Raw genomic sequence first — 16,407 nt, 5'->3', positions numbered from 1 at the left:
TGATGGTGGACCAACTCCAGCATGCGACCGAAGCGCTGCGGAAAGCGCTGGTCCAGGTTGAACGCCTGAAGCGCACCAACCGCGCGTTGCTGGAACGGTCCAGCGAGCCGATCGCGATCGTCGGTATGTCCTGTCGCTTCCCCGGCGGCGTCGACAGCCCCGAATCGCTGTGGCAAATGGTTGCCGACGGCCGCGACGTGATCTCGGAGTTTCCCACCGACCGCGGCTGGGACCTCGGGGCGCTCTATGACCCCGATCCCGACGCCCGCCACAAGTGCTATGTGAATACCGGAGGGTTCGTCGACGGCGTCGCGGACTTCGACCCGGCCTTCTTCGGCATTGCGCCCAGCGAAGCACTGGCCATGGATCCCCAGCACCGGATGCTCCTGGAGCTGTCGTGGGAAGCGTTGGAGCGGGCCGGGATTGACCCCAGCGGGCTGCGTGGCAGCGCCACCGGGGTGTTCGCGGGGCTCATCGTCCAGGGCTACGGCATGCTCGCCGAGGAAATCGAGGGCTACCGACTGACCGGGATGACCTCCAGCGTCGCCTCGGGGCGGGTGTCCTATGTCTTGGGGCTGGAGGGCCCGGCGGTGTCGGTGGACACGGCGTGCTCGTCGTCGTTGGTGGCGCTGCACATGGCGGTGCAATCGCTGCGCTCGGGGGAGTGTGACCTCGCGCTTGCCGGCGGTGCGACGGTCAACGCCACGCCGACGGTCTTCGTGGAATTCAGCCGTCACCGGGGGTTGGCCCCCGACGGGCGATGCAAGGCGTACGCCGGCGCGGCCGACGGCGTCGGCTGGTCGGAGGGCGGGGCGATCCTCGTCGTCGAGCGGTTATCGGATGCGCAGCGTCTGGGGCATCCGGTGCTGGCGGTGGTGCGGGGTTCGGCCGTCAACCAGGACGGCGCCTCCAACGGGCTGACCGCGCCCAACGGCCCCTCGCAGCAGCGGGTGGTGCGCGCGGCGCTGGCCAACGCAGGCCTCACGGCGGCCGAGGTCGACGTCGTCGAAGGCCACGGCACCGGGACCACCCTGGGCGACCCGATCGAGGCGCAGGCGTTGCTGGCCACCTACGGCCAGGATCGCAGCGAGCCGCTGTGGCTGGGCTCGATCAAGTCGAACATGGGCCACACGCAGGCCGCCGCGGGTGCGGCCGGTGTGATCAAGATGGTGCAGGCGATGCGCCACGAGACGCTGCCCGCGACGCTGCATGTCGACGAGCCCAGCCCGCACGTCGACTGGACGGCGGGTGCGGTGTCGTTGCTCACCGAGGCCCGCCCCTGGAGTGCCGAGCGCCCGCGCCGGGCCGGGGTGTCGTCGTTCGGCATCAGCGGCACCAACGCGCACGTGATCGTCGAGGCCGCCCCGGCCCAGCCAGAGCGGGAGGCGGGTCCGTCGCGGCCGATGGTGCCGTGGGTGGTATCGGCGAAGTCGACGACGGCGCTGGCGGCGCAGGCGGCGCGGCTGGCCGAATACCTGCGTGCGCGTGATGAATTGGACGTCGCCGACGTGGCGTGGACGCTGGCGGGACGGTCGACATTCGAGCATCGGGCCGTCGTGGTGGCCGCCGACCGGGACCGGTTACTGGCCGGGCTGGACGAGCTGGCCGACGATGACCCGGCCGGGACGGTCCTGCGGGGCGCCGCGACGCCGGCGGGCAAGACCGTGTTCGTGTTCCCGGGCCAGGGCTCCCAATGGCTCGGCATGGGTATCGAATTGCTGGATACCGCACCGGTATTCGCGCAACAGATCCAGGCATGCGACGAGGCGTTCTCGGAGTTCGTCGACTGGTCGCTGATCGACGTGCTGCGCGGCGCACCCGGTGCCCCGGGGATGGACCGCGTCGACGTGGTGCAGCCGGTGCTGTTCGCGGTGATGGTGTCGCTGGCCGAACTGTGGAAATCGGTCGGGGTGAGCCCGGACGCGGTGATCGGCCACTCGCAAGGCGAAATCGCCGCGGCCTACGTCGCCGGCGCCTTGTCTTTGCGCGACGCCGCCCGGGTGGTCACCCTGCGCAGCAAGCTGCTGCGTTCGCTGGCCGGCCCCGGGGGCATGCTGTCGATCGCCTGTAGCACCGAGCGAGCCCGGGAGTTGTTGGCGCCCTACGGCAATCGGGTCAGCATCGCCGCCGTCAACGGCCGCTCGGCCGTCGTGGTCTCGGGCGACGTGGCCGCCCTCGACGAGCTCGTCGGGTTCTGCGCCGATCTCGAACTGCGCACCCGGCGGATCGACGTGGACTACGCCTCGCACTCGGTGGAGGTCGAGGCGATCCGCGACGATCTCGCCGAGGCGCTGTCCGGCATCGAGCCGCATTCCTCGCGCATCGCGTTCTTCTCCACCGTGACCGGAAGCCGCCTTGACACAGCGGGATTGGACGCCGACTACTGGTACCGCAACATCCGCCAGACCGTGCAGTTCGACCAGGCCGTGCGCAGCGCGACCGAGCACGGATACCGGACGTTCATCGAATCCAGCCCGCATCCGGCCCTGGTCGCGGGCATCGAGGACACCGCCAACCACCAGGCGGGCCGCGACGCCGAGGTCGCCGAAGCCAAGGTTATTCCGACCCTGGGCCGCGACGACGGCGGACTCGACCGATTCCTGACATCGGCGGCTACCGCGTTCGTCGCGGGCGTGAGCGTCACGTGGCGCGGCGCGCTTCAGGGGGCCGGTTTCGTCGAGCTGCCCACGTATGCCTTTGACCGGCGGCGGTTTTGGCTGTCCGGCGAAGGTGTCGGTGCCGACGCCACCGGCCTGGGCCTGGGCACCAGCGAGCACCCGCTGCTGAGCGCGGTCGTCGAGCTACCGTCCTCGGGCGGGGTCGTGCTGACGGGTCGCCTGTCGCCCAGCCTGCAGGGCTGGCTGACCGATCACGCCGTGTCCGGCACGGTCGTGTTCCCCGGCACCGGGTTTGTGGAATTGGCGATCCGCGCGGGCGACGAAGTCGGGTGCTCGACGGTCGACGAACTGACTTTGCAAGCGCCATTGATGTTGCCGGCCAAGGGTTCCGGCTCGGGGTCGGTTGCCGTCCAGGTCGTGGTGGGTCCCGCCACTGAATCCGGTCAGCGCGACGTGTCGATCTTCTCGCGACCCGACACCGGCGCGGGCTGGGTGTGCCACGCCGAGGGAACGTTGAGTACCGGCTCGGTCGAGCCGAGCGCGGATCTGTCGGCGTGGCCGCCGGCGGGCGCCGTCGCGGTCGACCCGGCGGACGGCTATGAGCAATTGGCCGCGCGCGGTTACGGTTACGGCCCGGCGTTCAAGGGCCTCACCGCGGCCTGGGTACGCGGCGACGAGGTGTTCGCCGAGGTGCGCCTGCCCGACGCCGCCGGAGGTGTCAACGGGTTCGGGGTGCACCCGGCACTGCTCGACGCGGCCATGCACGCGCTGGTCATCGGCCACCAAATCGGCGACCACACCGACGAAGTGGTGTTGCCGTTCTCCTGGCAGGGCGTGTCGTTGCACGCCGCGGGCGCGTCGGCGGTGCGCGCACGCATCGCGCCGGCGGCCGCCGGCGCGGTATCGATCGAACTGGCCGACGGCCTGGGGTTGCCGGTGTTGTCGGTGCGCGCGATGGTGGCGCGCTCGGTGAGCGAGCGGCAGCTCCGCGCGGCGGTGTCCGCCTCGGGTCCGGACCGCCTCTTCGAGGTGCACTGGTCGCCGGCGACCGCCGCGACCGGCGAGTCGCCCGCGCACGAGGTGTTCGAATCCCTTGCGGCCGAGGGAGATCCGGTCGCCGATTCGTATCGCCGTACACACGAGGCCCTCGCCGCCGTGCAGTCGTGGCTGACCGAGCATGACTCCGGGGTGCTCGTCGTCGCGACACGCGGCGCGATGGGACTGCCGGGAGAGGACGTCCCCGACCTGGCCGGCGCGGCCGTGTGGGGACTGGTGCGCTCGGCGCAGACCGAGCATCCCGGGCGGATCGTGCTGGTGGATTCCGATGCCGCGCTGGACGATAGCGCGATAGCGACCGTTCTCGCGGTCGGCGAACCACAGGTGCTGCTGCGCGGCGGCAAGGCCCACACCGCACGGGTGCGCGGCAGCCGCGCGGTCGACGGCATCATGACGCCGCCGGACGACCGCCCGTGGCGGCTGGGAATCAGCAGCGCGGGCACCTTCGAAAACCTGCAACTCGAGCCCGTTCCCAACGCCGACGCCCCGCTGGAGCCGGGTCAGGTTCGCGTGGCCCTGCGCGCGATCGCCACCAACTTCCGCGACGTCATGATCACCCTGGGCATGTTCACCCACGAGGCGCTGCTCGGCGGCGAAGGCGCCGGCGTGGTGGTCGAGGTCGGGCCGGGCGTCACCGACTTCGAGGTCGGCGATTCGGTGTACGGCTTCTTCCCCGACGGCAGCGGCACCCTGGTGCCCGGCGACGTCCGTCTGCTGCAGCGCAAGCCCGCCGATTGGTCCTACGCCGAAGCCGCCGGCATCTCGGCGGTCTTCACCACCGCGTACATGGCGTTCATCCACCTGGCCGAGGTCAGGCCCGGGCAACGGGTGTTGGTGCACGCGGCCGCCGGCGGGGTCGGGATGGCCGCCGTCCAGCTCGCCCGGCACCTGGGCCTGGAGGTGTTCGCCACCGCGAGCCGCGGTAAGTGGGACACCCTGCGGGCCATGGGCTTTGACGACGACCACATCTCGGATTCCCGCAGCCTCGAGTTCGAGGACAAGTTCCGGTCGATCACCGGGGGCGCCGGAATGGATGTGGTGCTGGACTCGCTGGCCGGGGACTTCGTCGACGCCTCACTGCGCCTGGTCGCCCCCGGCGGCATGTTCCTGGAAATGGGCAAAACCGACATCCGCGACCCGGGCGTGGTGGCCCAGGACTACCCGGGCGTGCGTTACCGCGCCTTCGACCTGTTCGAGCCCGGGCGTCCGCGGATGCACCAATGGATGATCGAGCTCGCCGGATTGTTCGACGCCGGCGTTCTGAGCCCGTTGCCGGTGACGACCTTTGACGTGCGACGCGGTCGCGCGGCGTTGCGGTACCTGAGCCAGGCCCGCCACGTCGGCAAGGTCGTCATGACGGTGCCTTCGGGGCCGGGTTCCGGCCTGGCCTCGGGCACGGTGCTGATCACCGGAGGGACCGGCATGGCGGGCTCGACGTTGGCGCGTCACCTGGTGGCGCACCACGGCGTCGAGCACCTGGCACTGCTGAGCCGGCGCGGGCCGGACGCGCCGGGATCCGCCGAGCTGATCGCCGAGCTGGAAGCGGCCGGCGCCCGGGTGCGAGTGATCGCCTGCGACGCGGCCGACCGGGCCGCACTGGCCGCGGTGATCACCGAACTGTCGGCGCAGCGGCCGCTGTCCGGCGTGATCCACGCGGCCGGCGTGCTCGACGACGCAATGGTCACCTCGCTGACACCCGAGCGCGTCGACGCGGTGCTGCGGGCCAAAGTCGATGCGGCGTGGAACCTGCACGAGCTGACCCGCGACATGAATCTGTCGGCGTTCGTGATGTTTTCGTCGATGGCCGGGCTCGTGGGCTCGTCGGGCCAGGGCAACTACGGGGCCGCGAACTCATTCCTGGACGGGCTGGCGGCGCATCGGCGCGCGCACGGCCTGCCGGCGACCTCGTTGGGCTGGGGGCTGTGGGACCAGGCCAGCGCCATGACCGGCGGGCTCGACGCCGCCGACCTCGCCCGGCTGGGCCGCGACGGAATCTTGGCGTTGTCCTCGGACGAGGCCATGGAATTGTTCGACACGGCATTGATTGTCGACGAAGCGTTCCTGGCGCCCGCCCGCATCGATCTCGGCGCGCTGCGCGCCCATGCGGTCGCGGTGCCGCCGATGTTCGCCGACCTGGTCAACGCGCCGACACGGCGCCGGGTCGACGACTCGCTGGCGGCCGCGAAGTCGAAATCGGCTCTGGCGCATCGCCTGGACGGGCTGTCCGATGCCGAGCAGCACGCGGTGCTGCTGGATCTGGTGCGCTCCCACATCGCCACCGTGCTGGGCAACACCTCCGCCGAGTCGATCGACCCGGACAAGGCTTTCCAAGAGTTGGGCTTTGACTCGCTGACCGCGGTCGAAATGCGCAACCGGCTCAAAACCGCGACCGGACTGGCGCTTTCACCCACACTGATCTTCGACTACCCGACACCCAACGGTCTGGCCGGCTACATCCGCACCGAGCTCGCCGGGGCCCCGCGGGAGATCAAGCATGGCCCGGTCGCGCGCGCCACCGAGGACGATCCGATCGTGATCGTCGGCATGGCGTGCCGCTATCCGGGCGGGGTGAATTCGCCGGAGGATCTGTGGCGGATGCTGACCGAGGGCCGTGATGTGCTCTCGGAATTTCCGACCGATCGCGGCTGGGATCTGAGCGGCGTGTACAACCCGGATCCCGACGTTCCGGGCACCTGCTACACGCGAACCGGCGGGTTCGTCGACGGCGTCGCGGACTTCGACCCCGCCTTCTTCGGCATCGCGCCCAGCGAGGCGCTCGCGATGGATCCGCAACAACGCATGTTCCTCGAGCTCTCCTGGGAAGCCTTGGAGCGGGCGGGAATTGAACCCGGCGCGTTGCGTGGCAGTGCCACCGGCATGTTCGCCGGCGTATACACGCAGGGCTACGGCATCGACGCCGCGCCCACCGCGGAGGGCTTCCGGCTGACCGGCCAGTCCTCGAGTGTGGCGTCGGGCCGGGTGTCGTATGTCTTGGGGCTGGAGGGCCCGGCGGTGTCGGTGGATACGGCGTGCTCGTCGTCGTTGGTGGCGCTGCACATGGCGGCGCAGTCGTTGCGCTCGGGGGAGTGCGATCTGGCCCTGGCCGGCGGCGTCACGGTCAACGCCACGCCCGACATCTTCGTCGAGTTCAGCCGCATGCGCGGCCTGTCCGTCGACGGCCGATGCAAAGCGTATGCGGGCGCCGCCGACGGCACCGGATTCTCCGAGGGCGGCGGCATGCTCGTGGTGGAGCGCCTGTCGGATGCGCAGCGCCTGGGTCACCCGGTGCTGGCGGTGGTGCGGGGTTCGGCCATCAACCAGGACGGCGCCTCCAACGGGCTGACCGCGCCCAACGGCCCCTCGCAGCAGCGGGTGGTGCGCGCGGCGCTGGCCAACGCCGGCCTTTCGGCGGCCGAGGTCGACGTCGTCGAAGGCCACGGCACCGGGACCACCTTGGGTGACCCGATCGAGGCGCAGGCGTTGCTGGCCACCTACGGCCAGGATCGCAGCGAGCCGCTGTGGCTGGGGTCGATCAAGTCGAACATGGGCCACACGCAGGCCGCCGCGGGTGTGGCCGGTGTGATCAAGATGGTCCTGGCGATGCGCCACGAGATCCTGCCGGCCACATTGCATGTCGACGAGCCCAGCCCGCACGTCGACTGGACGGCGGGTGCGGTGTCGTTGCTCACGGAAGCCCGGCCTTGGAAAGATGAGCGTGCCGAGCGCCCGCGCCGGGCCGGGGTGTCGTCGTTCGGCATCAGCGGCACGAACGCGCACGTGATCATCGAGGCTGTCCCGTCTGAGGCCCTCCCGACCCCTGTTCCGGTGGCCGAGCGGCCCGAGGTGCCGGTCCTGCCTTGGGTGGTGTCGGCGAAATCACCGTCGGCGTTGAGCTCTCAGGCCGCCCGGTTGGCGACCCAGCTGCGCGCCCACCCGGACCTGGACATCGTCGACGTGGCCTGGACGCTGGCGGGCCGGTCAACCTTCGAACAGCGGGCCGTCATCGTCGGTGACGACCGCGACCGCCTGCTGGCCGGGCTGGACGAGCTGGCCGCGGACGAGTTGGCGCCCTCGATCGTTCGGGGTACGGCGGCACCCGGCGGCAAGACCGTTTTCGTCTTCCCCGGTCAGGGCTCCCAGCTTCTCGGCATGGGTAGGGGATTGCACGGCGCGTACCCGATTTTCGCCGAGGCCTTCGACGCCGTCCTGGCCGAGCTGGATCAACACCTGCTGCGTCCCCTGCGTGACGTCATGTGGGGCAGCGACGAAAGCTTGTTGCACACCACCGAATTCGCCCAGCCGGCGCTGTTCGCCGTGGAGGTCGCGCTGTTCCGGCTACTCGAGTCCTGGGGCGTACACCCCGACTTCGTGATGGGCCACTCGATCGGCGAATTGTCGGCCGCCCACGCCGCCGGGGTCCTGTCGCTGAAGAACGCCGCGGTCCTGGTGGCCGCCCGGGGACGATTCATGCAGGCGCTGCCGGTCGGCGGGGCGATGATCGCCGTGCAGGCCACCGAAGACGAGGTGCGGCCGCTACTCGTGCCTTTCGAACAAGCCGGCGTGGGCATCGCCGCCGTCAATGGCCCTGCTTCGGTGGTGATTTCGGGAACCGAAGAGGCGGTGACCGCGATCGCGGACCGGCTGCGCGCCGACGGGCGCCGCGTGCACCGACTCGCTGTCTCGCACGCGTTCCACTCCCCGTTGATGGACGCGATGATCGACGAATTCGGCACTGTGGCAGCGGGACTCACCATCGGTAAGCCGACCATCCCGATCGTGTCGAACGTGACCGGCGGGCTGGCCACCGATGACTTCGGAACGGCGGCGTACTGGAAGCGCCACGTCCGCGAGGCGGTGCGATTCGCCGACAGCGTCCGATTCGTCCATTCCGCCGGCGGCCACCGATTCCTCGAAGTCGGGCCGAGCAGCGGACTGACGGCCTCGATCGAAGAAACGCTGGCCGACAACCCGGTGACGGAGATCTTTGCGATGTCCGCACTGCGCAAGGACCGGCCCGAGCCGGTGGCCCTGGTGAACGCCGTCGCGCACGGGTTCGTCGCCGGGATGGCGGTGGACTGGCGCGGCGCCATCGGCGCGGCGAATCTCGTCGAGTTGCCGACGTATGCCTTTGAACGGCGGCGCTTTTGGCTCTCGCGCGACGGTGCCCCGGCCGACGCCACGGGACTGGGTCTGGCCCCCGGCGAACACGCCCTGCTGGGCGCGGTGGTCGAGCTGCCGGCGTCGGGCGGGGTGGTGCTGACGGGCCGGCTGTCGCCGGGCACGCAAGGCTGGCTGACCGATCATGCAGTCGGCGGTGTCGTGCTGTTCCCCGGCGCGGGATTCGTCGAGTTGGCGATCCGCGCCGGCGACGAGGTCGGCTGCGGAGTCGTCGAAGAGTTGAATCTGGCTGCGCCGCTGGTGTTGCCGACCGGAGGCTCCGTCGCGGTTCAGGTCGTCGTCGGCGGCCCGGACGATTCGGGCACGCGTGCGGTGTCGGTGTTCTCGCGCGCTGAAGCGGGCTCGGGCTGGTCGTTGCACGCCGAAGGCGTACTGCGGGCGGGATCGATACAGCCCGGCGCGGATCTGTCCGTGTGGCCGCCGGTGGGTGCGGTCCCGCTGGATGTCGGCGACGGGTACGAGCAACTGGCCGAGCGTGGCTATGGGTACGGGCCCGCGTTCCGCGGCCTGACGTCGATGTGGCGTCGTGGCGACGAAATCTTCGCCGAGGTGAGCCTGCCCGCCGACACCGGGGTGTCGGTGACCGGGTTCGGGGTCCACCCGGTGATGCTCGACGCGGCGCTGCACGCGGTCATCTTGGCGTCCGAGAACGACGAGCTCGCCCCGGGCTCGATACTGGTGCCCTTCTCGTGGCAGCAGGTGTCGTTGCACGCCGCGGGCGCGGCGGCGGTGCGCGCGCGGATCATGCCGGTGAGCCCCTCGGCGGTGTCGATCGAATTGGCCGATGGCCTGGGTCTGCCGGTGCTCTCGGTGGCATCGATGGTGGCCCGCCCGGTGACTGATCAGCAGCTCCTGGCCGCGGTGTCGAATTCGGGACCGGACCGGCTCTTCGAGCTGATCTGGTCCGCCCAACCATCACCTGCGGTGGAGCCGATCACGGTAAGTGCCTGGGGTGCACCGGAATCCATGGAGTCCCATGAGGCCTGGGCCGGGCGATCGGTGGTGCTGTTCGAATCGGCGCCGGTCTGCGGCGACGTGATCACCGAGGTGTACTCGGCGACGCGGGCCGTGCTGCCCGTGCTGCAGTCCTGGCTGTCCCGCGACGGCGCCGGGACGCTGGTGGTGGCGACCCGCGGCGCGATGACGTTGCCGGGGCAGGACGTCACCGATTTGGCCGGCGCGGCGGTGTGGGGCCTGGTGCGGTCGGCGCAGACCGAACACCCCGGCCGGATCGTGCTCGTCGACGCGGATGCACCACTGAATCCCGACGCGATCGGCGCCGTGTTGGCGATCGGCGAACCGCAGGCGTTGGTACGCAACGGGACCGTCTACACCGCGCGGGTGCTCGGCAGCCGCGCGGTCGCCGGCTTGCTGACACCGCCCGAGGAGGGCCCGTGGCGGCTGGGCATGAGTAGCTACGGCACGATCGAGAATCTGCGGATAGAGCGGATTCCCGACGCCGACGCCCCGCTGGGGCCCGGGCAGGTGCGCGTGGCGCTGTCGGCCATCGCCGCCAACTTCCGCGACGTCATGATCGCGTTGGGCCTGTATCCCGATCCGGACGCGATCATGGGCATCGAGGCCGCCGGCGTGATCACCGAAACCGCCACGCAGAACGGGCGTTTCGCGATCGGCGACCGCGTCATGGGGCTTTTCCCGGACGGTACCGGGACGATCGCCAAGACCGACGAGCGCCTGCTCGTCAGGGTGCCGGCGGGATGGTCACACACCGCCGCCGCGACGGCGTCGGTGGTGTTCGCCACGGCGCGCTATGCCCTGGTGGACCTGGCCGCCGCGAAGCCCGGTCAACGCGTGCTGGTGCACGCCGCCGCCGGCGGGGTGGGAATGGCCGCGGTCCAGCTGGCCCGCCAGATCGGGCTGGAAGTGTTCGCGACGGCCAGCCGCGGCAAGTGGGACACGTTGCGGGCCATGGGCTTTGACGACGACCACATCGGCGATTCGCGCAGCCTGGACTTCGAGGATAAATTCCGGGCGGTCACCGGCAGGGCCGGCATGGATATCGTGCTCGACTCGCTGTCCGGTGAGTTCGTGGACGCCTCGCTGCGGTTGGTCGCGCCCGGCGGGGTGTTCTTGGAGATGGGCAAGACCGACATCCGCGACCCCGAGGCCGTCGCCCGGGACCACGCCGGCGTGCGCTACCGCGCCTTCGACCTCTTCGAAGCCGGACCGGATCGCATCGCGCAGATGCTCGACGAGCTCGCCGCGATGTTCGCCGAAGATGTGCTGAGGCCGCTGCCGGTGACCCGATTCGACGTGCGCCGTGCTCCCGCCGCGCTGCGCTACCTGAGCCAGGCCCGCCACGTCGGCAAGGTCGTGATGACCATGCCGGACGCGTGGACGGGGGGCACGGTGTTGATTACCGGCGCCACCGGGATGGCCGGTTCGGCGGTCGCGCGGCACGTCGTGACCCGTCACGGCGCGCGCAACGTCGTGTTGGTCAGTCGGCGCGGTCTTGATGCGCCGGGTGCGGCGGAGTTGGTGGCCGAGCTGACCGCTGCCGGCGCGCACGCGGAGACGGTGGCCTGCGACGCTGCGGACCGCGAGGCATTGACCAAGGTGATCGCCGACATCCCGATGCAGCGCCCGCTGACCGGCGTGATCCATGCCGCCGGCGTCTTGGACGACGCCGTGGTGACGTCGCTGAGTCCCGAGCGGATGGGCGCCGTGCTGCGGTCCAAGGTCGACGCGGCATGGAACTTGCACGAGTTGACCCGCGATCTGGATGTGTCGGCGTTCGTGATGTTTTCGTCGATCGCCGGGCTGGCGGGCGCCTCGGGCCAGGCCAATTACGCGGCGGGCAACTCATTTCTGGACGGGTTGGCCGCGCACCGGCGCGCCCACGGGCTTCCGGCGATCTCGCTCGGTTGGGGGCTCTGGGATCAGGCCAGCGCCATGACCGGTGGGCTGGGCGCGGCCGACCTCGCTCGATTCGGGCGGGACGGGATTGTGGCGATGTCCTCGCAGGAGGCGCTGGAGCTGATGGACACCGCGCTCATCGTCGACGAGCCATTCATGTTGCCCGCCCACATCGACCTCGCGGCGTTGCGGGTCAAGTTCGACTCGGGCACGTTGCCGCCGATGTTCGTCGATCTGATCAATGCGCCGACGCGGCGTCAGGTCGACGACTCGCTGGCCGCTGCCAAGTCGAAATCCGCTCTGCTGCAACGCCTCGAAGGGCTGCCAGAGGACGAGCAGCAGGCGATCCTGCTGGACCTGGTGCGCTCCCACATCGCCACCGTGCTCGGCAGCTCGAGCCCGGAGGCGATCCACCCGGACCGGGCGTTCCAGGAGCTCGGCTTCGACTCCCTGACCGCGGTCGAGATGCGCAACCGGCTCAAAGCCGCGACCGGACTGGCGCTTTCGCCGACGCTCATCTTCGACTACCCGAACTCCGCGGCTCTGGCCGGCTACATGCACCGGGAGCTCCTCGGCGCCTCGGAACAAACCCCGGCGGCCGCGGCACCGGGCGAAGCCGAGATCCAGCGCGTTGTCGGGTCCATTCCCGTCAAGCGGCTCCGACAGGCCGGGGTGTTGGAACTGTTGCTGGCGTTGGCCGACGAATCCAACGGCAACGCGCAGTCCGCGGCACCCGCGACCACCGAGAAGGACATCGCCGACATGGACCTCGATGATCTGGTCAACGCAGCGCTACTGGACGATGACGACGAGTAACCAGGGCACCCAGTGAGAATTGCTGTCACCGGGGCCAGCGGAGTGCTCGGCCGCGGCCTCGCCCTGCGGCTGCTCACCCAGGGCCACGACGTCGTCGGCGTCGCCCGCCACCGCCCCGAAAGCTGGCCGAGCGCGGCCGACTTCGTCCACGCCGACATCCGTGATGCGGCCGCGGTCAAGCGCGCCTTGGCCGGCGCGGAAGTGGTCGCGCACTGCGCGTGGGCGAACGCTCCCGGGCACGACGAACGGATCGGCCACGAGGTCAATATCGACGGCACCCACAATGTGCTCGACGCGATGGTCGAGACCGGGTCCAGGCGAATCGTTTTCGCGTCGACCGCGCATGTCTATGGCGGGGGCAATGCGCCGAAGGCCGAACACGACGCCTTGGCCCCGGTCACCGTTGACGGCGAATTCAACGCCCGGGTCGAACGCATGCTGGCGGAGTCGGGCAGGGAGTGGGTCGCGATCCGCTCCGCGCTGATCGTCGGCCGAAGCGTCGACAACTGGGTGCGCTGGCTGTTGGCACGACCAATGTTTCCCGCCGGGTCAACCGATCGCCGCATGCAGGTCGTCCACCTCGACGACGCGCTTCGGCTGTTCCACCTTGCGATCGTGAAAAGTGAAATCGGCGGTGGTCCGGTGAATCTCGCAGCCCCCGGAGAGGTGACGTTCAGGCAGATCGCCGCCGCGCTGCGCCGCCCGGTTGTGCGGTGGGGCGTCGAGCCGGTCGAGGTGCGACAGTTGCGGGAAGCCGCGCTCATGGACACCTCGCGGCTGGTCGAAGAGTGGGCATTCCAGCCGACCTGGGAGTCCGGCGAGTGCATTGACGATTTCGCGCTGGCCGTGCGCGGCCGGGTCACCGTCGGCAAACGGGTGGTATCGCTGCCGTGGCGGTTGGCCAACATCCAGGACCTGCCTTCGGTCGACGCGCCGAGCGAGGACGGCGTGAAACCCAATTTGGCGGGCGCAGCAGGAGATAACGGGGAATTCGACACACCGATCGACCCGCGCTTTCCCACGTTTCTGGCCACGAACTTGTCGGAGGCGCTCCCGGGCCCGTTCTCGCCGGCGTCGGCATCGGCGACGGTCCGCGGACTGCGGGCCAGCGCTGTGTGCGTTGCCGAGAGGTTACGGCCCGGGGGGATGATTCAGCGCGAAATCGCGATGCGCATGGTCGCGGTGTTCGCCCACCGGTTGTACGGCGCGATCACGACCGCGCACTTCATGGCCGAGACGGTGCCTTTCGTGAAGCCCACGACGGTGGTGAGCAACAGCGGATTCTTCGGCCCGAGCATGGCCGCCCTGCCGATCTTCGGCGAGGAGCATCCGCGTTCGGACACCGATCGAATCCGCAAGCAACTGCGCACCGTCCGCAACATCGGGGTGTTCGGCGTCAACCTGATCGGGCTGTCGGCCGGCGCGCCCGCCGACACCCGCGACTTCGTTGCCGACGTCGATCGCCTGGAACGCTTGACCGACGGCGACTTGGCCGGAATCGACGATCGCCGGCTGCTGAGCCTGATCTCGCTGGCACGGGATCAGGTGGTGCACGGCTGGGTGCTGGCGGCGGGCTCGTTCCTGCTGTGTGCGGCGTTCAACGTGTTGCTGCGCGGGCTGAGCGGACGAGACATCGCCGCGCCCGGTGGTCCGGAATTGGTCAGCGCGCGTTCGGTCGAGGCGATGCAGCGGCTGGTGGTCGCCGCGCAGCGCGATCCGAAAGTGACGGCACTGCTGGGCGAACCGGGGGACCGGCTGGACAAGCTCGCCGTCGAGGCACCGGAATTCCATGCCGCTCTGCTGGATGAGCTCGCGCTCATCGGCCATCGCGGTCCGGCCGAGCTTGAGATGCTGTCGACCAGCTACGCCGACGACCCCGAGCTGCTGGTCCGGATGGTAACGAGGGCGATGAGCGCGCCGTCCGCGCAGCAACCCCAGCGCCCCCAGATTCCGTTGCACGCCAAACCAATTGCGGTGCTGGCCACCCAACAGTTGCGCGACCGTGAGGTCCGCCGCGACAAGGTGGTGCGGGCGAACTGGGTGCTGCGCAAGCTGCTGCGCGAGTTCGGGCGCAGGTCGGTGCGGGCGGGGGTCTTCGATAACGCCGATGACGTGTTCTATCTGCTCGTCGACGAACTGGATGCCCTGCCAGCGGATGTGGGCGCGCTGGTGGCCAGGCGCCGGGCCGAACAACGCCGATTGGTCGCGGTGGCGCCGCCGACGGTCTTCAGCGGAAGTTGGCAGCCGACTGCGCCCTCGTCGGCGGCCCTGGCCAGCGGGGGCACTATGCGCGGTGTCGGCGTGTGCGGGGGACGGGTGCGCGGCCGGGTGCGCATCGTGCGCCCCGGAACCATCGATGACCTGCAGCCCGGCGAGATCCTCGTCGCCGAGGTCACCGACGTCGGATACACGGCTGCGTTCTGTTACGCCGCAGCCGTTGTGACCGAACTGGGTGGCCCCATGTCCCACGCCGCCGTGGTGGCCCGCGAATTCGGTTTCCCCTGTGTGGTCGACGTTCAGGGGGCCACGCGGGCGTTGCCGCCGGGCGCCCTGGTCGAGGTCGACGGTGCCACGGGCGAAATCCACGTCCTGGAGCTGCCTGCGGACGACGCGCCGAGCTAGTCGAACTCCATCTCCAGACCGACCGGTCCGCTCAGCCCGAGCATCGGTTTCCACTGTGCCGTCGCCACGCGGCGTGGGTTGGTCATGCGTCGGGCGAGGACTTTGAGCGCTCCGGCGAGTTCCGTTCGGGCGAGGTTCGCGCCAAGGCAATAGTGGGCACCGCCGCCGAACGTCAGGATGGGCGGCGGGTCCTCGCGGGTGATGTCAAACCGGCCCGGGTGCGGATAGACCTCCGGATCGCAGTTGGCGGCAAAGGTATTCACCGAGATAAAGGTGCCGGCCGGAAAGGTGTAATCGGCGAATGTGACATCGTCGAGGACGGTGCGCAGGGTGGTACAGACCGCGGGCGAATGGCGCATGCATTCCTCGACAGCCGGCATCGCGAGGGCAGGATTGTCGCGGAGCATCGCCAGCTGGTCGGGGTGATCGCACAGCGCGTGCATGCACGCGGCGAGCTGATTGCGGGTGGTGTCGGTGCCGGCGGACAGGATGCTGAACGCCAGCATGCGCATCTCCGAGTTGCTCAGCCGGTCGCCGTCGTCCTGCGCGCGGATCAGTTCGGAGATCAAGTCATCGGTCAACCGGCTCCGGCGTTCGGCGATCATGTCGTCGATGTAGGAGTCGAATTCGTCCCACGCCCGCATCACGATGTGTTGCTCGTTCGCCAGGTCGGAGTCGAACCGCACGATCTTGAAAATGTCCTCCGCCCATAGCGAAAACTGCTCCCAGTCCTCCGGTGGTGCGCCCAACAACGCGCAGATGATCGGGATCGGGTAGGGCCGGGCGATGTCGGTGACGAAATCGCAGCGGCCGGCCTGGGCGACCTGATCGATCAACTCGTTGATCACCGTGTCGATGGTGTCTTCCATGCGCGCGGACGCCCGCGGCGTGAAGGCCTTGGACACCAGACTGCGCAGCCGCCGATGTTCCTCGCCTTCCATCCCGAGGATGGTGCCCAGCACCCGGTCATAGAGCGGGCCGGAGGTTATCCCGCGAGCCGTCATGTGCATGCCGGGCGGGAAGACGAACCGGGGATCCCGAAGTATTCCTCGGGCGAGTTCGTAGCCGAGCACCTCGGGTCCCAACGGCCCCAGAGCGATCGGAGAACGCTTGCGCGCCTCGCGGATCCGCGGGGCGACCTGGTGCACGGTGTCGGTGATGTCGTAGTGCAGCGTGGGGAGGCCGGCGTCGAAGACGCTGGGTGCTGCGGTGTCGACGGTCATGGTGTCTCCTCGGCCGA

The 16,407-nt window shown here is 69.8% G+C and carries 3 protein-coding genes; 2 read left to right on the top strand and 1 reads right to left on the bottom strand.

Annotated elements, in window-relative coordinates:
• Window positions 1-2: 2 nt before the first annotated feature.
• The gene (locus ACZ50Z_RS09320; RefSeq protein ID WP_464483293.1) at window positions 3-12,545 is read left to right on the top strand and encodes a type I polyketide synthase; all 12,543 of its coding nucleotides are present in this window, start codon (window positions 3-5) and stop codon (window positions 12,543-12,545) included.
• 12 nt (window positions 12,546-12,557) lie between these two features.
• A complete protein-coding gene (locus ACZ50Z_RS09315; RefSeq protein ID WP_464483292.1) occupies window positions 12,558-15,167 on the top strand; it encodes a sugar epimerase family protein in 2,610 nt (869 codons plus the stop codon).
• Here the strand turns inward: ACZ50Z_RS09315 and ACZ50Z_RS09310 are convergent.
• Window positions 15,164-16,390 (bottom strand): cytochrome P450, encoded by a 1,227-nt coding sequence (locus ACZ50Z_RS09310; protein WP_464483291.1) that lies wholly within the window; start codon window positions 16,388-16,390, stop codon window positions 15,164-15,166. The genes ACZ50Z_RS09315 and ACZ50Z_RS09310 overlap by 4 nt on opposite strands.
• Between the last annotated feature and the right edge of the window lie 17 nt (window positions 16,391-16,407).

The organism is Mycobacterium sp. NTMscope_MAC_269 (assembly GCF_976985695.1).
The sequence above is the reverse complement of the archived record's forward strand: the minus strand, read 5'-3'. Positions and strand labels throughout refer to the sequence as shown.

Excerpts from the sequence above, each read along its gene's own strand:
- ACZ50Z_RS09320 (WP_464483293.1), top strand. The coding sequence starts at position 3 with ATGGTGGACCAACTCCAGCATGCGACCGAAGCGCTGCGGAAAGCGCTG.
- ACZ50Z_RS09310 (WP_464483291.1), bottom strand. The coding sequence starts at position 16,390 with ATGACCGTCGACACCGCAGCACCCAGCGTCTTCGACGCCGGCCTCCCC.